Source organism: Variovorax sp. IB41, assembly GCF_016405905.1.
Classification (GTDB): Bacteria; Pseudomonadota; Gammaproteobacteria; order Burkholderiales; family Burkholderiaceae_C; genus Variovorax.
In genome coordinates this window covers 14,040-33,276 of the sequence record NZ_JAEFCB010000009.1, presented here as the reverse complement: position 1 = coordinate 33,276, position 19,237 = coordinate 14,040, and the positions used below count along the sequence as shown (strand labels likewise).

The window sequence follows — 19,237 nt, the reverse complement described above, 5'->3', positions numbered from 1 at the left end:
GCCACCGAACCGAACACAGAAAAGAAAGCCATCCATGACCATCGCACTGAACGCCACCCACGACCCGAAGCTGCGCAGCTGGGTCGCATCGGCCAACGACGCCGGCACCGACTTCCCGATCCAGAACCTGCCCTTCGGGCGCTTCCGCGCCGCGGGCAGCAGCGAGGCCTTTCGCATCGGCGTCGCCATCGGCGACCAGGTGCTCGACCTGAAGGCCGCGGGCCTTGTCGACACCGACGACATGAACGCGCTGATGAGCGCGAGCGCGAAGGACCGCCAGGCCCTGCGCGCGGCGATCTCCGCCGGCCTCGCCGAAGGCAGCGGCAAGGAGGCCACGTGGTCGAAGGCGCTTCTTGCACAAGCCAAGGCCGAGATGACGGTGCCCTGCCGCATCGGCGACTACACCGACTTCTACACGGGCATCCACCACGCGACCACCATCGGCAAGCTCTTCCGCCCTGACCAGCCGCTGATGCCCAACTACAAGTGGGTGCCCATCGGCTACCACGGCCGCGCCTCGTCCATTGGCGTGAGCGGCCAGGTCTTCAAGCGCCCGCAGGGCCAGACCAAGGCACCCGATGCGGCCGAGCCGAGTTTCGGCCCATCCAAGCGCCTGGACTACGAACTGGAGCTGGGCTTTCTGGTCGGCCGCGGCAACGCGCTGGGCGAGCCGATCGCCATCGGCGATGCCGAAGACCACCTGTTCGGCGTGACGCTGCTCAACGACTGGTCCGCGCGCGACCTGCAGGCCTGGGAATACCAGCCGCTCGGCCCGTTCCTCGCGAAGAACTTCGCGAGCACGCTGTCGCCGTGGATCGTGACGATGGAGGCGCTCGCGCCGTTCCGCGCGAAGTTCGAGCGGCCCGCGGGCGATCCGCAACCGCTGCCGTACCTCGATGCGCCATCGAACCGCGAGGCCGGCGCGCTCGACATCACGCTCGAAGTGCTGCTGCAGACCGCGAAGATGCGCGCGGCCGGCGAAGCGCCCGCGCGCCTCACGCGCGGCAACACCACCGAGGCCGCCTACTGGACCGCCGCGCAGCTGGTCACGCACCACACGGTGAACGGCTGCAACCTGCAGCCGGGCGACCTGCTCGGCTCGGGCACGCTCTCGGGGCCGAAGCCCGACGAGGCCGGCTCGCTGATCGAACTCACGCTGGGCGGCAAGCAGCAGATCACGCTGCCGAACGGCGAGAAGCGCACGTTCCTGGAAGACGGCGACACGCTGGTCATGCGCGGCTACTGCGAGCGCGCGGGGGCGGTGCGCATCGGCCTGGGGGAAGTCAGCGGCACCGTGGTGGCCTGAGGCTTTGTGTTGTCCCCTCTCCCTGCGGGAGAGGGAGCAAGAGGTTCAGGGTGCCGGAGCGGCAATCGTCGCCGCCACCGGCCACGCCACTTCGCTCGCCACGCGCGGCTTGCCCATCGGCGCGGTCGCCTTGCCGATCTTGATGGCGGCCATGTCCGCTTCGCTCGGGTACTGGTCCATGAGCCAGTAGTCGAACACGCGGCGCGCGATGGGGGCCGCGGCGCCAGCGCCCCAGCCGGCGTTTTCCACGATCACCGCGATGGCGATCTTCGGGTTGTTGACCGGCGCGAAGGCCATGAAGAGGGCGTGGTCCCGTTGATGCTCCTCGAGCGCGCGGGCGTTGTACTTGGTGTTCTGCGCCTGCGTCACCGCCTGCGCCGTGCCGGTCTTGCCGGCCGCCTGGTAGCCCGCGCCCGCGAACACGCCGCGCGCGGTGCCGCTGGTGACCACGCTGGTGAGGCCCTCGCGCACCACCGCGACGTTGGCCGCGGTGAAGCCGAGGTTTTCCGCCGGGGGCTGCGGCAGCGGCACCACCTGCCCGCTCACCGTGTTGCGCGTGGCCAGCACGAGGTGCGGCTTGTGCTTGATGCCGCCGTCGGCCACGATGGCCGTGGCCTGCGCGAGCTGCAGCATCGTGAAGGCGTTGTAGCCCTGGCCGATGCCCAGCGAAATGGTCTCGCCCGCATACCACTTCTTGGCCTCGGGCCGCTTGTAGGCATTGCGCTTCCACTCGGTGCTGGGCAGCACGCCGCGCACCTCGCCGCCCAGGTCGATGCCGGTGATCTGGCCGAAGCCCAGCGGCTTCATGAAGTCGTGGATCAGGTCCACGCCCATCTCGTTGGCCAGCGAGTAGTAGTAGATGTTGCTGGACAGCTGGATCGAGCGCCGCATGTCCACGCCGCCCAGGTTGCCCTCGGGGCTGCCGAAACGGTGGCCGCCGAAGTTGAAATAGCCGGGGTCGTTCACCACCACGCTGGCGCCGCGCTTGCCGGTCTGCAGCGCGGCCATGGCCATGAAGGGCTTGTAGGTGGAGCCGGGCGGGTAGGTGCCGCGCAGCGCGCGGTTCAGGAGCGGCTTGTCGAGCGATTCGCTCAGCTCTTTCCAGCTCTCGGTGTCGATGCCTTCGACGAAGAGGTTGGGGTCGAACGTGGGCTTGCTCACGAAGGCCAGCACCTCGCCGGTCTTGGGGTCGATGGCCACCAGCGCGCCGCGGCGGTCGCCGAACATGTCTTCCACCAGCTTCTGCAGCTTGATGTCCAGCGACAGCATCACGGTGTTGCCGGGCGTGGCCGGGTGGCTGGCGAGCCGGCGGATGGCGCGCCCGCCGGCGGAGGTTTCCATCTGCTCCACGCCGGTCTGGCCGTGCAGCGTTTTCTCGTAGCTCTGCTCGATGCCCAGCTTGCCGATGTAGTCGGTGCCCTTGTAGTTGGCCTGCTCTTCTTCTTCCCAGTCTTCCATCGCGGTCTTCTCGCGCTGGTTGATGCGGCCGATGTAGCCGAGCACGTGCGAGCCGGTCTCGCCGTTGGGGTAGTTGCGGAACAGGCGCGCCTTGATCTCCACGCCGGGGAAGCGATAGCGCTGGGCCGCGAAGCGCGCGACCTCTTCGTCGCTCAGGCGGGTGCGGATCGGAATGGAGTCGAAGCTGCGGGAGTCCTCGCGCAGGCGCTTGAAGCGGCGGCGGTCGCGCGGCGAGACCTCCAGCACCTGGGTGAGGTTGTCGATGGTTTCCTCGACATCGTTCACCTTCGACGGCGTGATCTCCAGCGTGTAGGCCGAGTAGTTCGAGGCCAGCACGATGCCGTTGCGGTCGAGGATCAGTCCCCGGTTGGGCACCACCGGCACGATGGCCGTGCGGTTGCTCTCGGCCTGCTCGGCCAGGTCTTCATGCCGCGTGACCTGCAGGTAGATCAGCCGCGCGCTCAGCAGGCTGAACGCGAACAGCACCGCCAGCCCGATCACGATCACGCGGCGCTTGAAGCGCGCGAGGTCGGCGGCGACGTTGCGGATTTCGGTCATGGCGGTGGGAGCTTAGGCGCGTGCTAGTGCAAGTCAAGTGCAATGGCGGATGCGCGAAGGACTCGGCTTAGAGAGGGCGGTTCTCGTCCGGTTCCGGCGTGCGGCGCTGAGGGGCGAGCAGCAGCGCGCTTGCCAGCGGCCACAGCGCAGCCTCCACGCCCGGCGAGATCAGCACCGTCCAGCCCGGGAACACGCCGCCGCCGATCATCCGCGTGATGACCTCGATCAGCTGCGACAGCGCAAAGAGCGGCAGCACTTGCAGCGCCTGCGACAGCACCGGGTACCAGAGCAGCCGCCGGTGGATCGTGATCGCGAAGAAGCCCAGCGTGGTGTAGGACAGCGCATGCTGGCCCAGCATGGAGGCCTGGTGCACGTCCATGCAGAGGCCAAACACGAAGGCCGCGCCGATGCCCACGCGCGAGGGCTGGTGCACGCCCCAGAACACGATCACCAGCGCCAGGAGGTCGGGCATCCAGGCGGCACGGCCGATGGGGATCATGTTGACCAGGAGCGCCACGATGAGGCTGGTCCACATGAAGAGCGGGCTGACGGGCAGCAGGAGCTGCTGCTGGCCGGGGCGCTTGATCATCGGCCTCCTCCTGCGGATGCAGCGGGTGCGGCGGGTTTCTTCTCGTTCTTGCCCGCGCCCGGCTTGCCTTCGGCGCGCTTTCTCTGCGTGGTCGCGGGAGCGGCGGGCGGCGCGGTCGGGGCGCCGGTGGGCTCGAGCACCAGCACGTAGCGCGCGGCGGTCACGCTGGCCAGCGGCACGCAGTAGATGCGGGCGAAGGCCGAATCGGCGCGGCGCTCGATGCGCTCGATCCTGGCGACCGGCAGGCCCGCCGGGTAGATGCCGTCGACGCCGCTGGTGGAGAGCAGGTCGCCCTCCTGCAGGTCGGCATTGGCGGCCATGAAACGCAGTTCCAGCCCGCCGCCGTGCGCCGAGGCGTCGCCGAAGGCCACGCTGCGCACGCCCGTGCGGGTGTTCTGCACGGGAATGGCCAGGTCGCGGTCGATCACCAGCGTGACTTCGCTCGTGAAGGGCAGCACCTGCGTGACCTGGCCGAGCACGCCGCGCGCATCGATCACCGGCGAACCGGCCGCCACGCCCTGCGTGAGGCCCTGGTCGATGACGATCTTGCGGGTGTACGGGTCGGCCGCGTCGTAGAGCACCTCGGCCGCGCGGCCCGGCGTCTGCGTGGTCTGGCGCAGCTCGAGCAACTCGCGAAGGCGCGCGTTGTCCTGCGCCAGCGTGTCGGCCTGGCTCGCGCGCTCGGCCTGCATCATGAGCGCCTTGCGGGCGTCGGCCTCGTTGCGCTGCGCGGTCTGCAGGTCTTCGAGGTAGCGGCCGCCGCCCATCATGATCTGCACGGGTTTGAGCGCCACCCATTGCACCGGATAGAGCACCGCGCCCAGGGTCGCGCGGATCGGCTGGACGATGTGAAAGCGTGCGTCGGCCACCATGAGGAACAGGGAGAGCGCGCCGAAGAAGATCAGCTTGCTGAGTGCCGACTGCCCCTGGTTGAACAGGGGTGGCGCTGTGCGATCGAGCGTGCCCAGAGGCATGAATTCAGACCCGGCGGTGGTGCGGAATCAAATAACAAAAAGCCGGCCTATGCAAGCAGAGGCCGGCCGATGATGGCTTTCGCCTTTTACTCGCTCGTGAAGATGCTGCCCAGACGGTCCATGCGCTCCAGGGCGATGCCGCAGCCGCGCACCACGCAGGTCAGCGGGTCTTCGGCCACGAGCACGGGCAGGCCCGTTTCCTCGGCCAGCAGGCGGTCCAGGTCACGCAACAGGGCGCCGCCGCCGGTGAGCATCATGCCGCGGTCGGCAATGTCGGCGCCCAGTTCGGGCGGCGTTTGCTCCAGCGCGTTCTTCACGGCCGAGACGATGTTGTTGAGCGGATCGGTCAGGGCTTCCAGCACTTCGTTGCTGCTGATGGTGAAGCTGCGCGGCACGCCTTCGGAGAGGTTGCGGCCCTTGACTTCCATCTCCTTGACTTCGGAGCCGGGGAAAGCCGAGCCGATGGTCTTCTTGATGACTTCGGCCGTCGGCTCGCCGATCAGCATGCCGTAGTTGCGGCGGATGTAGTTGATGATGGCTTCGTCGAAGCGGTCGCCGCCCACGCGCACCGAGCCCTTGTAGACCATGCCGCCCAGCGAGATGACGCCCACTTCGGTGGTACCGCCGCCGATGTCCACCACCATGGAGCCGGAGGCTTCGCTGACAGGCAGGCCCGCGCCGATGGCCGCGGCCATGGGTTCTTCGATGAGGTAGACGGACGTGGCGCCGGCCGCTTCGGCCGCGTCCTTGATGGCGCGGCGCTCGACCTGGGTCGAGCCGCAGGGCACGCAGATGATGATGCGCGGGCTCGGCGTGAGCAGCGTGCGCGGGTGCACCATCTTGATGAACTGCTTGATCATCTGCTCGGTGATCACGAAGTCGGCGATGACGCCGTCCTTCATCGGGCGGATCGCCTCGATGTTGCCGGGCACCTTGCCCAGCATGGCCTTGGCCTCGCGGCCGACGGCCTGGATCACCTTCTTGCCGTGCGGGCCGCCTTCGTGGCGGATCGCGACCACCGAGGGCTCGTCCAGCACGATGCCCTTGTTGCGGGCAAATATCAGGGTGTTGGCGGTGCCGAGGTCGATCGCAAGGTCGGTGGAAAAGTACCGACGGAAAGCTCCAAACATGTGCGGAATCCTCTGAGCACGGCCTGCGCATCGGCAGGTCGTCGCTCTATTTTTGGGTCGTTTGACGGGGTGAATTGATCGTTTTTGGCGCAAAAGCCGGCGCGTTCGCGGGGGTTGCGGCAAAGGCGGGATAATACCCGAATCCCCTCTGATTCCCGTGTTAGCACCCTCTTCGGCGTGCGATTACCTTCGGTTTTTTGACCGGTCCGACCCATGTCCCTTGACGCTTCAGATATCGCCCGCATCGCCTCCCTGGCGCGGCTGCAACTCGCTTCCGACGAAAGCGAGCGCATGCTCAGCCAGATCAATGGCTTCTTCGACCTGGTCGAACGCATGCGTTCGGTCGACACCACGGGCATCGAGCCCCTGGCCCATCCGGTGGCCGCGATCGAGGACATCACGCTGCGCCTGCGCGACGACGTGGTGAGCGAACCCAACAACCGCGAGGCCAACCAGAAGAGCGCCCCGGCCGTCGAAGCCGGCCTTTTCCTCGTGCCCAAGGTGATCGAGCAATGAGCGGCGAACTGCACCAGATGGGCGTGGTCGCCCTGGCCAAGGCATTGGCCGAACGCAAGGTCTCGGCCGTCGAAGCCTCCGAGGCGTTCCTCGGGCGCATGAAGGCCCACGAATCGCTCGGCACCTTCGTCGATGTGAACGAAGAAGTCACCCTCGCCCAGGCCCGCAAGGCCGACGCGCTCCTCGCCGCAGGCAACGCCCCGGCATTGGCCGGCGTGCCGATCGCGCACAAGGACATCTTCGTCACCACCGATTTCGCCACCACCGCCGGCTCCAGGATGCTCGCGGGCTACCGCTCGCCCTTCGACGCGACCGTGGTGCGCCGCCTGGCCGAGGCCGGCGCGGTCACGCTGGGCAAGTTGAGCTGCGACGAGTTCGCGATGGGCTCGGCCAACGAGAACGTCGCCGTGCCCGCCGTGGGCCACGACAAGGCCGTGCCGGTGCAGAACCCATGGAACCGCGAGCGCATTCCGGGCGGCTCCTCGGGCGCGAGCGCCGCGGCCGTCGCCGCGCGCCTGGCCCCCGCGGCCACCGGCACCGACACCGGCGGCTCGATCCGCCAGCCCGCCTCGTTCTGCGGCGTGACCGGCATCAAGCCGACCTACGGCCGCGCCTCGCGCTACGGCATGGTGGCCTTCGCGTCGAGCCTCGATCAGGCCGGCCCGATGGCGCGCTCGGCGGAAGACTGCGCGCTGCTGCTGTCGGCCTTCTGCGGCCCCGACCTCGATCGCGACTCGACCTCCATCGACAAGCCCGCCGAAGACTTCGGCCGCTCGCTGAACGACTCGCTCGAGGGCCTGCGCATCGGCGTGCCGAAGGAGTTCTTCGGCGAAGGCGTGGCACCCGGCGTGCGCGCCGCGATCGACGCGGCGCTCGCCCAGTACGAGAAGCTCGGCGCCAGGCGCGTCGAGGTGTCGCTGCCGCGCACCGAGCTGTCGATTCCCGTGTACTACATCCTCGCGGCTGCAGAAGCGTCGAGCAACCTGAGCCGTTTCGACGGCGTGAAGTTCGGGCATCGCGCGAAGCAGTACAAGGACCTGTCCGACATGTACGAACGCACGCGCGCCGAAGGCTTCGGCGACGAAGTCAAGCGCCGCATCATGATCGGCACCTACGTGCTCTCGCACGGCTACTACGACGCGTATTACCTGCAGGCGCAGAAGGTGCGCCGCATGATCGCGGACGACTTCCAGCAGGCATTGAAGCAATGCGACGTGATCGCCGGCCCCGCCGCGCCGACCACCGCATGGAAGATCGGCGAGCACGGCGACGATCCGGTGGCTGACTACCTCGCCGACATCTTCACGCTGCCCGCATCGCTGGCAGGCCTCCCGGGCATGAGCGTGCCCGCCGGCTTTGACAGCGGCATGCCCGTGGGCCTGCAGCTGATCGGCAACTACTTCGGCGAAGCCAAGCTGCTCAACGCAGCCCACCGCTTTCAGCAAGCCACCGACTGGCACACGCGCACGCCGGAGGGCTTCTGAAATGAGCGAGACCGTGAACACCTTCGAAGCACAGCAACAAGGCCGCCCGACCGGCCCGCTCGTGCGCGGCTATGAAGTCATCATCGGCTTCGAGACGCACGCGCAACTCTCGACCGCGAGCAAGATCTTCAGCCGCGCCTCCACCGCCTTCGGCGCCGAGCCCAACACGCAGGCCTGCGCGGTGGACCTCGCGCTCCCCGGCACGCTGCCGGTGATGAACAAGGGCGCGGTCGAACGCGCCATCAAGCTGGGCCTGGCGCTCGGCTCGCATGTCGCGCCGCGCAGCGTATTCGCGCGCAAGAACTACTTCTACCCCGACCTGCCCAAGGGCTACCAGATCAGCCAGTTCGAGATCCCGGTCGTGCAGGGCGGCTCGGTGTCGTTCTTCCTCGGCGAGGAGAAGAAGACCGTGCGCCTCGTGCGCGCGCACCTCGAGGAAGACGCGGGCAAGTCGCTGCACGAGGACTTCATCGGCCAGAGCGGCATCGACCTGAACCGCGCCGGCACGCCGCTGCTGGAAATCGTGACCGAGCCCGACATGCGCTCCACCGCCGAGGCCGTGGCCTATGCGAAGGAGCTGCACAAGATCGTGACGTGGATCGGCATCTGCGACGGCAACATGCAGGAAGGCAGCTTTCGCTGCGACGCCAACGTGTCGGTGCGCAAGCCCGGCGAAAAACTCGGCACGCGGCGCGAGATCAAGAACCTCAACAGCTTCAAGTTCATGCAGCAGGCGATCGACTACGAGATCCGCTGGCAGATCGAAGAAATCGAAGACGGCCGCCAGATCGAACAGGCCACGGTGCTCTTCAACCCCGACACCGGCGAGACGCGCGCGATGCGTGCGAAGGAAGACTCGGCCGACTACCGCTACTTTCCCGATCCGGACCTGCCGCCGCTGGTGATCGCGGCCGACTGGATCGAGCGCGTGCGCAGCGAGATGCCCGAGCTGCCAGATGTTGCCGCCGCGCGGCTGCAAACCCAGTTTTTCTACACGCCCTATGAGGCAGCGTTTGCTACACGGGACTACGAGACCTACACATACATCCGCGAATTGAATGCGGCACTGACGATCGATGATCTCGCGCCATATCGTGCGCAGTTCATCAAATACGATGAGCGTCGCTATTCAGCACCGTTCATTCAGGATCAAGTCGCTCAATTCGAGATGTACCGCATCGGGATTGCGTGGGCGATGAACGAGGTTGCTCGCCGGCTCAACGACGCGGAACTTAACTTCGGATCGACGCCCGTCTCGGCCACGCTGCTGGCCGCGCTTCTGTTGAGGCTTGGGTCCGCGAGCATTGCGCCAACTGCGGCGCGCCAGGTGTTCGACGCACTCTGGACCGGCGAAGGCAGCGATGTCGACGCGATCATCGAAGCCAAGGACCTGAAGCCGATGGCCGACACCGGCGCGCTCGACGCGATCCTGGACGAGGTCATCGCCAAGAACCAGAAGAACGTGGACGAGTACCGCGCCGGCAAGGAAAAGGCGCTGAACGGCCTCGTGGGCCAGGTGATGAAAGCCAGCGGCGGCAAGGCCAATCCGGCGCAGGTCACCGAACTGCTGAAAGCCAAGCTGGGCTGACGATCGACGAACCCCGGGGCCAATGCGGCCCCGGCGGGTTCAGCGCGGCGCCGCGGCGGCCGTGCTCGGGGCCGGACCCCAGAGCGGCTTCAAACGCGCGCGCTCTTCATCGAAGCGCGCATTCACGCGCTTCTTCTCTTCTTCCTGCTCGGCGATGAAGCGGTTCTGCACCGCCATGCTCTGCGTGTTGTCTTCGAACTTGCGGCGCGTGGCGCCCGGCGCCTTGCTCGTGTCGGCCTTGTAGAACTCGAGCTCCTCGTCGATCTTCTTGCGGTCGTCGGCCAGTTCGGCAATGCGCTTTTGCGCCGCCTGGATCACCGCATCGACCTGCGACAGCGCCTGGTTGCGCTCGCGGTCGTGCGAGGCGGCGCTCGGGTATCGCACGAGCAGCGCGCGCTCGCGACGGCGCTCATCGGTCGCCTTGGCGGCCTGCACGGCGGCTTCGCGCGCGCGGTCTTCGCGCTCGGCCATCTCGCGCGCCGAATACGTGGGTTCGATCTTGCGGCGCGTGAGGCCGCTCGGGCTCAGCTCGCGCTGCTCGCGGTCGCTGCAGGCAGCGATCGGACGGTCCGCCGTGAGCGTGCGGCCTTGCGCGTCGGTGCAGGTGTAGATGCCGCCGGCGGGTGCATCCTTGCCCTGTGCATGCACGGCGCCGCAGAGGGCGAGGCTCGCCAGGAGAAACGATGCCGCCGCCAGCAGGCGGACGGGCTTGCCGTGATCGCGTATACGCATTGCTGCGATCCTCAGTGGGCGCCGTAGCGCGCGCGGTAAGCCAGCACGCGCTCGCGGTGCGCGCCCAGATCGGCGGCGGCATTCCCCGAGAGGAAGCTCAGCAGATCGTCCAGCGTGGCAATCGCGATCACCGAAAGGCCCAGCTGGTTGCGCACGTACTGCACAGCGCTGTGGTCCACATCGACGCCGTTCTCGGTGGCCTTTTCCTGCCGGTCGAGGGCAATGGCCACGGCGTGCGGCGTGGCGCCCGCGGCCTCGATCGCGGCGATCGATTCGCGCACCGCGGTACCAGCGGACATCACGTCATCGACGATCAGCACGCGGCCCTTGAGCGGCGCGCCCACCAGGTTGCCGCCCTCGCCGTGCGCCTTGGCTTCCTTGCGGTTGTAGGCAAAGGGGTAGTTGCGGCCGCGCCGGGCCAGCTCGGCGGCCACCGTGGCGCCCAGCGGGATGCCCTTGTAGGCGGGGCCGAAGATCATGTCGAATTCCAGGCCGCTCTCGACGAGCCGGTCTGCATAGAATCCCGCGAGCCGCGCGATCTTGGCGCCGTCGTCGAAGAGCCCCGAATTGAAGAAGTAAGGGCTCATCCGCCCGGCCTTGGTCTTGAACTCGCCGAAGCGCAGCACGCCGGCGTCGAGCGCGAACTGGACGAAGTCCTGCGCCACCGCGCTGCTTTTTTCACCATCTACAGCCATCGGGAAATTCCTTGTGTTCAAACTGACCAGTCTCAATCTCAATGGCCTGCGTTCGGCGGCCACCAAGGGCGTCGCCGATTGGGTGGCCGAACTTGCGCCGGATTGTATTTGCATGCAGGAGATCCGGGTCCAGGCGAGCGACATCGAAGGCCGCTTCGAGGAAATGGCGGGCCTGAAGGGTCACTTCCACTTCGCCGAGAAGAAAGGCTACGCCGGCACCGCGATCTACACCAAGCATGCGCCGAGCCAGGTCATCGTGGGCTGGGGCGATGCCGAGTTCGACGCCGAGGGCCGCTACCTCGAACTGCGCTTCGACACGCCGGAGCGCAAGTTCTCGGTCATCAGCTGCTACTTCCCGAGCGGCAGCTCGGGCGAGGAGCGGCAGCAGGCCAAGTTCCGCTTCCTCAAGGGCTTCTTTCCGTACCTCATCGCACTCAAGAAAGAGCGCGAGTTCGTGCTGTGCGGCGACATCAACATCGCCCACAAGGAGATCGACCTGAAGAACTGGCGCGGCAACCAGAAGAACAGCGGCTTCCTGCCCGAGGAGCGCGCCTGGATGACGAAGCTGCTGGACGCCGGCGCCGAGGGCGCGGGCCTGGTGGACGTCTACCGCATGCTCAAGCCCGACACCACCGCCGAGGCCTACACCTGGTGGAGCAACCGCGGCCAAGCCTATGCGAACAACGTGGGGTGGCGGCTGGACTATCACCTGGCCACGCCGAAGACCGCCGCGCTCGCGCGCACCGAAGCGATCTACAAGACCATCAAGTTCAGCGACCACGCGCCGATCACGGTGGACTACGACTTCACGCTGTAGAGGAAAGCCAGCCGCGCTAGCCGCAGCAGCCGCCGATGCGCCCGCTGCGGTAGAACGGCCCGAGGTCGTCAGCCAGCGCCTTGACGGTCTCGCGCCACGACAGGGCGCCGCCGGCATCGGCCGCCAGCGCTGCGCGCATGCGCGCCAGCAGCTCGGCGCGCAGCGCTGGCTCGTCGATCCCCAGCACGCGGCCCCCGTCGACCACCATGCGCCCGCCGACCAGCACCTTGGCGATATGGCTGCCGTTGCCGCGCGCCAGCAGCAGGTCGAGCGGGTCGGTCTCCGCAAAGAGCGCGTCGTCGTCGAGCGCGTCCCAGTCCAGCAGCACCATGTCGGCCGGCGCACCGGGCTCGATGCGCCCGCCCCGGGCCAGCCCACCACGCACGCTGCGCGGGCCGTTGCCGGAGGCGAAGGCCCAGAGCTGCTCGCGCGTCATCGTGGTGTCGTAGCCCCAGCCGCGGTGCAGCGAATAAGCCAGCCGCATCTCGCGCAACGCGTCGTCGTCTTCGTCGAAGGCCATGCCGTCCAGGCCCATGGCCACGCGGCAACCGTGCTTGAGCATCTCGGGCACCGGCGCGATGCCCGACTTCAGGCCCAGGTTGGAGCTGGTGTTGACCGCGATCGTCGCGCCGCGCTCGGCGATCAGCGCCAACTCTTCCGGCCGCGCCCAGGCGCAATGCGCGAGCGTGAGGCGCGGCGTGAGCAGGCCGATGTCGTCCAGAAAACGAACGATGCCGCCGGGGTGGTTGGCATCGGCCCAGTCGCGCTGGTAGCGCGTCTCGAGCAGATGCATGTGGACCGGGCGGCCCGTGTCGGCAGAGGCCTGCGCGATGGCTTCGAGCAGCGGCGTGCTGCACCACTGCACCCCGGTCGGGCCGTACTGCACGGTCACATGCCCGCCGTGGCCGCCCTGCTCTATCCTGCGCGCGACCTCCTCGACCAGTGCGAGTTGCTGCGCGGGCGCCACCGGCTTCACCGCGAGCCGTTCGGCCACCGCGTCGCGAATGCCCGGGCGCAGCGCGGACAGCACGGCCGCGTCGTCGCAGTAGGCGATGCCATGACGGTCGCGCATCGCGATTGCGAAACCGATGCGCACGCCGACATCGCGAGCCGCGCGCGCCACCGCCTCGGCTTCGTCGGCATAGGCCATGCCGCCCTGCACGCGCGTGTAGTGGACCATCAGGTTCGCGACGCCGTGCCGCGCCGAACGCGCGAACGAAGTCGCGGCGCACAGGTAGGGGTCCATGCCCGGCACCACGCCCAGGAACGGCAGCCAGCTTTCCAGCGGTTGGCCGAAGGCGCCGAGCGTGGCGCTGCGAAAAGTGCGTGCATGGTCGTGCGCGTTGGCCAGCGCCGGCAGCGCGAGCAGGCGCGGTCCGCCGGTGCCGATGGCGGCTTTGTGCGCCAGTGGAGCGATCGACCCGATGCGGTCGCCCGCCAGTTCGATGCGCATGTCGGACTGCGCAGGCTCAGCGCCGGGATCGGCCAGCAGCCATGCGCAGTCGATCGGGCCTTCGTGCATCGCAGCGGGCATGGCGTTTCCTTCGTCGTCGGGTTGCGTGTGTCTGTTCCTGGGCCTACGGCGCGGCGATTCTGCGCTCCGCCAGCGGCGGCAGGAAGCGCCGGTCGAACACCTCGCCGGCGGCCGGCGCGCTCGCGAGGTCGAACGCCTCCTTCACCTGTCCGATCGCGCGCGCCATGCGCGCGTCGTTCACGTCGCCCAGGCCGGCGGCGGCGACCTCGGGTGTCAGCATCACGGTGCGCAGCGTGTAGAGCAGCCGCCGCTTCTCCAGCGCCGCGTTGAGCAGCGGCTCGCGCTTCATGAGCGCGGCAATGGCGGCGTCGGGATCGGCCACGGTGTCGCGCACCGCCTTGTTGACGGCACGCACCAGCCCGGCCACGGCCTGCGGCTTGTCCTTCAGGAGCTGGCGCGACACCACCACGCCGTTGCCGTACAGGTCGACGCCGTGGTCCGCGTAGTGGAACCAGCGGATGTCCTTGTCCGGGTCCACGCCCTGCGCCACCAGGTTCATGTAGCTGGTCACCGAGAACACGGCCGAGCCTTCGACATGGTCCTTCAGCAGCATCTGCTCCTGCAGGTTGGGCGCCATGTTCGTCCACTTGACCTTGCTCGCGTCCACGCCGCTCCTGGCCGCCATCAGCGGGAACATGCGCAGTGCGGCGCCACCCGCAGGCGACCCCAGCGTGCGGCCCTCCAGGTCCTTCAGCGTCCTGATCGGGCTGCCGGACTTGACGATGAGGGCGAAGGGCGCGCGGTTGTAGACCATGTAGACCATCACGGGCGCGGCGCCGGGCCTGGCGGCCGCGCTCTGCACGATCGCGTTGACGTCGCCGAAGCCCGCGTCGTAGGCGCCGGCCATCACCTTGGTCACGGTGGCCGCGGAGCCGTCGCCCTGGTCGATCGCCACCGCGAGCTTCTCGGCCGCGAAGTAGCCCCGGTCTTCTGCGAGGTAGTACCAGGCGTGGATGCCCTGCAGCTTCCAGTCGAGCACGAACTTGATGGGCGTGAGCGGCGGCTGCGGCTGCGCGCGCGCTTCGCGCACCGCGAGCAACGCGAGCGATGCGCCCAACGCGGCGGACACCGCGACCACCGCCGCGCGGCGGGACACTGGAGAAGAAGACATGCGAGGCTCCCTTGGGTGGATCAGATGGTTTCGAAGAGAACGTCCTGCGCGCCTTCCCACAGCACCTTGGTGCCGAGCGCGCGCAAGTGCTCCCGTCCTTCGACGATGGTGAGGAAGTGGTTGCCCGCCAGCGTGCCCATCTTGCTGGCGAAGCTGCAGGCGCCGTAGGCCAGGATGATCTCGGTCTCGCTGTAGCCGCCCGGGTAGAACAGGATGTCGCCCACCGAGGGGTGGCTGGTGTGGTTCTCGAAACCCACGCCCAACTGGAAATCGCCCAGCGGCACCCAGCAGCCTTCGCCGCTCCAGCGCACGTGGATGAGCTTCTGGCGATAAGGCAGCAGCTTGCGGAAGGCCGCCACGGTGAGCGGCGCGTCGGGGTTCGTCTGCGCCACGAAGCAGAGGCCCCCGGCGGTGATGCGGATGAGGTCGTTCGTCATGCCATCGCCATGTCGGTCTTGCGCTGCGCCCAGCCCGTCATTCGCCGCTCGACCAGCGAGGACACGGCGTACAGCGCCACGCCCATCGCCGCAAGGAGGAAGAGCCCCGCGAACACCATCGGCACGTCGAAGTTGCCGCTGGCGATCATCATCACCGTGCCGATGCCCTGGTTGGCCGCCACGGTTTCGCTCAGCACCGTGCCCACGAAGGCCAGCGTGATCGCGATCTTGAGCGAGGCGAAGAGATAGGGCAGCGCGCGCGGCAGCCCCACGTTCCAGAGGATGTCGCGCTTCCTCGCGCCGAGCACGCGCAGCACGTCTTCCAGTTCGGGCTCGGTGCTCGCCAGGCCGGTGGCCACGTTCACCACCACCGGAAAGACGCTGATCACCATCGAGGTCAGGATCGCCGGCACCGTGCCCGCGCCGAACCACACCACGAAGAGGGGCACCACCGCCACCTTCGGAATGCTGGAGAAACCCACCAGCAGCGGATAGGTCACGTCGTAGGCCAGCTTCGACGAGCCGATCACCACGCCGATGACGATGCCCGCGCCCACGCCGAGCACGAAGCCCGCGAGCGTGGTGTAGAGCGTCTGCACGGTGTGCGGCCACAAGAGCGGCATCTTCTGCAGGAGCACCAGCGCGATCTGGCTCGGGCGCGGCAGGATCAGGTCGGACACACCGAAGGCCAGGCAGACCACCTCCCACAGCACGAAGAAGCCGATGAGCGCGCCCGCGGAAAGCAGGCGCTGCCGTGCGAGCGGCGCGATCATGCGGCCACCTCTTCGAGCGAGCGCGTCTGGGCCTGTACGGGCGCCGCCGGCACGGCATCGCTCTCGCGGCGCGCCTCAGCAATGCGCATGCGCAGCTGCTGCACCAGCGCCGCGAACTCGGGCGCGTAGCTGCTCTCCAGCGTGCGCGGCCGCGCGAAGCCCACGTCGCGCGTCTCCAGGATGCGCCCCGGCCGCGCGCTCATCACGCAAATGCGGTTGGCCAGGTAGGCCGATTCGCGCAGGTCGTGCGTCACCAGCAGCACGGTCGGCCGCTTGGCGATCCACAGCGTCTGCATGATGTCCCAGAGCTCCTCGCGCGTGAACTGGTCGAGCGCGCCGAAGGGTTCGTCCAGCAGCAGCAGCTCGGGCTCGTGCACCAGCGCGCGGCAGAGCGACGCGCGCTGCAGCATGCCGCCCGACAGCTGCCAGGGCCGCTTGTCGCCGAAGCCCTTGAGGCCCACCTGCGCGAGCAGCGCGTCGGCGCGCTCGGCGTATTCGCCGCGCTTCTTGCTGCGGTAGTGCTGACGGAAGGGCTCGACGATCTTCAGCGGGATCATCACGTTCTCGCGGATCGTGAGCCACGGCAGCATGGTCGGGTTCTGGAAGGCCAGGCCGATGCGAAGGCGCGGCGCGGGCGATGCATGCGCGCCCGCCGCCACCGCGGTGCCGGCCGCGCCCACCTCGCGCCCGCCGGCGATCACCGCGCCCGCGCTCGGCCGCAAGAGGCCGGCCACCAGCTTCAGGATGGTCGACTTGCCGCAGCCGCTCGGGCCCACGAGCGCGACGAAGTCGCCCTTCTCGATGTCCAGCGTCGTGTGGTCCAGGGCGATGGTGCCGCCGCCGTAGCGCAGCATCACGTCGGACAGTTGGATGAATGCGTTGCCCATGAGGTCCTTCAGGAAAAGACGGGTGAAGTGGAAGAAGCCGTGTCGTCGTCCATCCGCAGGATCGCGGCCACCGGCCCGCCACCCGCGGGCCCCTGGTGCTCGGCGCCGCCCGACACGTACAGCGCGGTGTGGCCGGCCACCGAGGCCAGCACGCCGCCCACCACGGCGCGCGCATGGCGCGTCGAATGGATGTCCGAGTCGTTCAGCATGGTGTGGCGGGCGTCGCGCACGCGGCCGTCCGGGCTGGCCTCGGCCTTCGCGAGCAGGTTCACGAGGCGCGCGGCGAGCGCCTGCGCATCGCGTTCCGCATCGAGGCCGAAGGCATCGCGCAGCAGCGTGCGCACGCTCGCGGCGTCGATCGCATCGCGCATCACCGCGTGGGCGATGCGGAACGCCGACGCGCTGCCCTCCGCCTCGCCGAGCACGATGACGACATTGCCCTCCAGCTCGATGCCGGCCGACGCCGAGGCGCGCGCGGAGAACAGCCGCCAGTCGCTCATCACGCTCGCGTCGCCGATCTCTTCACGCGCGACCTCTCCCAATGCAACCGCCACGCCGAGCGCCGACGCGCCGCGCGAATAGCCCATCGACTCGTAGCTGTCGTGGGTGGCCGGCGAGGCGCCGCGCGCCAGCGCCGCCGCCACCTTGGCCGAGGTGAGCAGCGGGCACTTGACCTGCACGAAGTGCACATCGCTCGCGCTCTGGATGCCGGCATCGCGCATGGCCTTTGCAACCGCGTCGGCCGTGGCGTCGATCTGCGCGGCGCGGCCCATTTCTTCCGGCAGGAAATCGCGCGTCTGCGCGATGCCGATCACGAGGCGCTTGCCCTGCACTGCGGATGCACTCGACACCCAGCGCCGCGCGAACACGGTGAAGTGCGGCGACAGCACGCCCTCGGTGCCGCCCGACATCACCAGCGCCACGCGCCCATGCACCGCTTCGGGCGTGCAGCCGAGCGCAGGGGCGAGCAGGTGGCACCACGCCGTCGATGCGTACTCGCGCGTGAAGTCGTTGACGCAGCCGTTGCCTTCGGTCTTGCCCATCACGGCCACGATGTCGGCCGCGACGATCTCGCCCGCGTCGATCAGCGCCTTCACGCCGCCCAGGTCGCCCGGCCCGCTGCACGGAATGCGCCAGACCTGCACCTGCTGCACGCGCGCGGCGGTGCTCATGCCGCGTCCCAATCCACCGCGCCGACGGGCACGGCCGTCGCGGGCACCCCGGGCGGCGTCTGCAGGATCGCGCGGCTGTAGTGCGCGGTGTTGCGCGGCTTCGGGGTGGGCATCTTCTGCACGCCCTTGACCGAACGGCCCCAGCCCACCGCATCGGTCACCAGCTTGCCCTCGCGCATCACGAAGCGCCCGCGCAGCAGCGTGTGCAGCGGGTAGCCCTGCACCGCGCGGCCGTTCCACGGCGAGATCTTGCTGATGCTCTGCAGCTTGTTCTGCGACAGCGTGCCCGCGCGCTGCATGTCGACGATCGCGATGTCGGCGTGCGCGCCGGGTGCGATCACGCCCTTGGTGCCGTACAGCCCCCAGGCCTTGGCCGGGTTCACCGCGCTCCAGCGCACGTAGTCCATCAAGGTGGCGCGCGCGCGGTTCACCTCGGTCAGCATCAGCGGCATCTGGGTTTCCACGCCCGGGAAGCCGCAGTCGCAGTCCCAGATGCTCTCGCGCGTCTTCTCCTCCGGCGTGTGCGGCGCGTGGTCGGTGGCGATCATGTCGAGCGTGCCGTCCAGCAGCGCGTCCCACAGCGGCTGGTTGTGGCGCGCCTCGCGGATCGGCGGGTTCAGCCGCATCACACCGCCGAGCTTCAACATGTGGCCGGTGTTCAGCAGCAGGTACTGCGGGCAGGTCTCGGCCGTCACGTCGACGCCGCGGCGCTTGGCTTCGCGCAGCAGGAACAGCGAATCGGCCGCGCTGTGGTGCGCGATGTGCACGCGCGCGCCGGTCCACTCGGCCAGCGTGAGCACGCGGCCGATGGCCTCGATCTCGGCCACGGCGGGCCGCGCATCCAGGTGGGCCATGGCATCGATGCGGCCGGCCGCCTGCATCTTCTTCTGGCGGCGCTGCAGGATCGACGAATTCTCCGCATGCACCACCGTGCGGATGCCCAGCGGCGCGAGCGTCTCGAAGCCTTCGAGCAGCGCGCCGTCGGTGGGCGCGGGCAGGTTGCCGAAGGTGTTGCCGACGAAGGCCTTGAAGCTGGTGACGCCCGCGTCGAGCAGCTCTTCGAGCCGATCGACCGTGTCGTCGCCCAGCAGGCCGTGGATGCCGAAATCGCAGTACGACGACTCGGCCGCCTTCTGCTTGATGCGCAATGCCTCGACGGTGCCGGTCGACGGGTTGGTGTTGGGCATCTCGAACACGGTGGTCACGCCGCCCATCGCGGCGGCGGCCGAGCCGGTCTTCCAGGTTTCCTTGTTGGGGTAGCCGGGGTCGCGAAAGTGCACGTGGCTGTCGATGGCGCCCGGCAGCAGGTAGAGGCCGTCGGCACGCATTTCCTGGCGCGCCGGCGGCATGGTGTCGTCATGGCCGACGGCCACGATGTGCTCGCCGGCGATGGCCACGCTGGCTTCGATGATCTGGTCCGCGGAGACCACGCGGGCGCCGCGGATGACGAGGTCGACTTCTTTATGCATCGTGGCC

18 protein-coding genes are annotated in these 19,237 nt (G+C 68.5%); 5 read left to right on the top strand and 13 right to left on the bottom strand.

The annotated features are described in order from the left end of the window. The first annotated feature begins 34 nt into the window (after positions 1-34). Positions 35-1,306 carry a fumarylacetoacetase gene (gene fahA / locus JC881_RS17485; protein WP_198786981.1) on the top strand — a complete coding sequence of 424 codons (1,272 nt, stop codon included), beginning with the start codon at positions 35-37 and terminating at the stop codon, positions 1,304-1,306. A gap of 45 nt (positions 1,307-1,351) precedes the next feature. Here the strand turns inward: fahA and mrdA are convergent, their stop codons facing one another. The 4 genes from mrdA to JC881_RS17465 form a co-directional block, all read right to left on the bottom strand. After that, positions 1,352-3,322, bottom strand: coding sequence for a penicillin-binding protein 2 (gene mrdA, locus JC881_RS17480; protein ID WP_198786980.1), 1,971 nt, complete (start codon positions 3,320-3,322; stop codon positions 1,352-1,354). Positions 3,323-3,389: 67 nt separating this feature from the next. After that, entirely contained in the window at positions 3,390-3,911 is a 522-nt protein-coding gene (gene mreD, locus JC881_RS17475; protein ID WP_198786979.1) for a rod shape-determining protein MreD, read from the bottom strand. Beyond that, complete coding sequence (gene mreC, locus JC881_RS17470) at positions 3,908-4,885, bottom strand: rod shape-determining protein MreC (RefSeq protein ID WP_198786978.1); 978 nt, start codon at positions 4,883-4,885, stop codon at positions 3,908-3,910. The genes mreD and mreC overlap by 4 nt, the downstream gene beginning before the upstream one ends. Positions 4,886-4,971: 86 nt before the next feature. Next, entirely contained in the window at positions 4,972-6,015 is a 1,044-nt protein-coding gene (locus JC881_RS17465; protein WP_013538761.1) for a rod shape-determining protein, read from the bottom strand. Between the two features lie 213 nt (positions 6,016-6,228). Between JC881_RS17465 and gatC the strand changes: the two genes are divergently transcribed. From gatC to gatB, 3 genes are read left to right on the top strand one after another with little or no spacing between them, the layout of a single operon-like run. Further along, positions 6,229-6,531, top strand: coding sequence for an Asp-tRNA(Asn)/Glu-tRNA(Gln) amidotransferase subunit GatC (gatC, locus tag JC881_RS17460; protein WP_198786977.1), 303 nt, complete (start codon positions 6,229-6,231; stop codon positions 6,529-6,531). Then, on the top strand, positions 6,528-8,015 hold the full coding sequence (gatA, locus tag JC881_RS17455) for an Asp-tRNA(Asn)/Glu-tRNA(Gln) amidotransferase subunit GatA (protein ID WP_198786976.1): 1,488 nt from the start codon (positions 6,528-6,530) through the stop codon (positions 8,013-8,015). The genes gatC and gatA overlap by 4 nt, the downstream gene beginning before the upstream one ends. A 1-nt stretch (position 8,016) precedes the next feature. After that, entirely contained in the window at positions 8,017-9,603 is a 1,587-nt protein-coding gene (gatB, locus tag JC881_RS17450; RefSeq protein ID WP_198786975.1) for an Asp-tRNA(Asn)/Glu-tRNA(Gln) amidotransferase subunit GatB, read from the top strand. Positions 9,604-9,642: 39 nt separating this feature from the next. Here gatB and JC881_RS17445 read toward each other — a convergent pair whose 3' ends face one another. Both JC881_RS17445 and pyrE read right to left on the bottom strand, forming a co-directional pair. After that, complete coding sequence (locus tag JC881_RS17445; RefSeq protein WP_198786974.1) at positions 9,643-10,335, bottom strand: DUF4124 domain-containing protein; 693 nt, start codon at positions 10,333-10,335, stop codon at positions 9,643-9,645. A gap of 11 nt (positions 10,336-10,346) precedes the next feature. Next, positions 10,347-11,030, bottom strand: coding sequence for an orotate phosphoribosyltransferase (pyrE, locus tag JC881_RS17440; RefSeq protein WP_198786973.1), 684 nt, complete (start codon positions 11,028-11,030; stop codon positions 10,347-10,349). A 13-nt stretch (positions 11,031-11,043) separates the two neighbouring features. On the opposite strand from pyrE, the gene JC881_RS17435 reads away from it, so the two are divergent. Continuing rightward, a complete protein-coding gene (locus JC881_RS17435) occupies positions 11,044-11,847 on the top strand; it encodes an exodeoxyribonuclease III (RefSeq protein ID WP_198786972.1) in 804 nt (267 codons plus the stop codon). A 16-nt stretch (positions 11,848-11,863) separates the two neighbouring features. On the opposite strand, the gene JC881_RS17430 is transcribed toward JC881_RS17435, so the two are convergent. Genes JC881_RS17430 through allB form a run of 7 tightly spaced genes read right to left on the bottom strand, consistent with a single transcriptional unit; the run spans position 11,864 to position 19,230 of the window. Continuing rightward, a complete protein-coding gene (locus tag JC881_RS17430; protein ID WP_233101865.1) occupies positions 11,864-13,381 on the bottom strand; it encodes an amidohydrolase family protein in 1,518 nt (505 codons plus the stop codon). A 43-nt stretch (positions 13,382-13,424) separates the two neighbouring features. Beyond that, positions 13,425-14,492 carry an ABC transporter substrate-binding protein gene (locus JC881_RS17425; protein ID WP_198786971.1) on the bottom strand — a complete coding sequence of 356 codons (1,068 nt, stop codon included), beginning with the start codon at positions 14,490-14,492 and terminating at the stop codon, positions 13,425-13,427. Between the two features lie 20 nt (positions 14,493-14,512). Continuing rightward, positions 14,513-14,929 carry a DUF3830 family protein gene (locus tag JC881_RS17420; RefSeq protein WP_198786970.1) on the bottom strand — a complete coding sequence of 139 codons (417 nt, stop codon included), beginning with the start codon at positions 14,927-14,929 and terminating at the stop codon, positions 14,513-14,515. Continuing rightward, entirely contained in the window at positions 14,926-15,702 is a 777-nt protein-coding gene (locus JC881_RS17415; RefSeq protein WP_198786969.1) for an ABC transporter permease, read from the bottom strand. Before JC881_RS17415 ends, JC881_RS17420 begins: the two co-directional genes overlap by 4 nt. Continuing rightward, entirely contained in the window at positions 15,699-16,589 is an 891-nt protein-coding gene (locus JC881_RS17410) for an ABC transporter ATP-binding protein (protein ID WP_198786968.1), read from the bottom strand. Before JC881_RS17410 ends, JC881_RS17415 begins: the two co-directional genes overlap by 4 nt. Positions 16,590-16,597: 8 nt before the next feature. After that, a complete protein-coding gene (locus JC881_RS17405; protein ID WP_233101864.1) occupies positions 16,598-17,761 on the bottom strand; it encodes a ring-opening amidohydrolase in 1,164 nt (387 codons plus the stop codon). Next, positions 17,758-19,230: an allantoinase AllB gene (allB, locus tag JC881_RS17400; protein ID WP_198786967.1), complete on the bottom strand. Its 1,473-nt coding sequence runs from the start codon at positions 19,228-19,230 to the stop codon at positions 17,758-17,760. The genes JC881_RS17405 and allB overlap by 4 nt, the downstream gene beginning before the upstream one ends. Between the last annotated feature and the right edge of the window lie 7 nt (positions 19,231-19,237).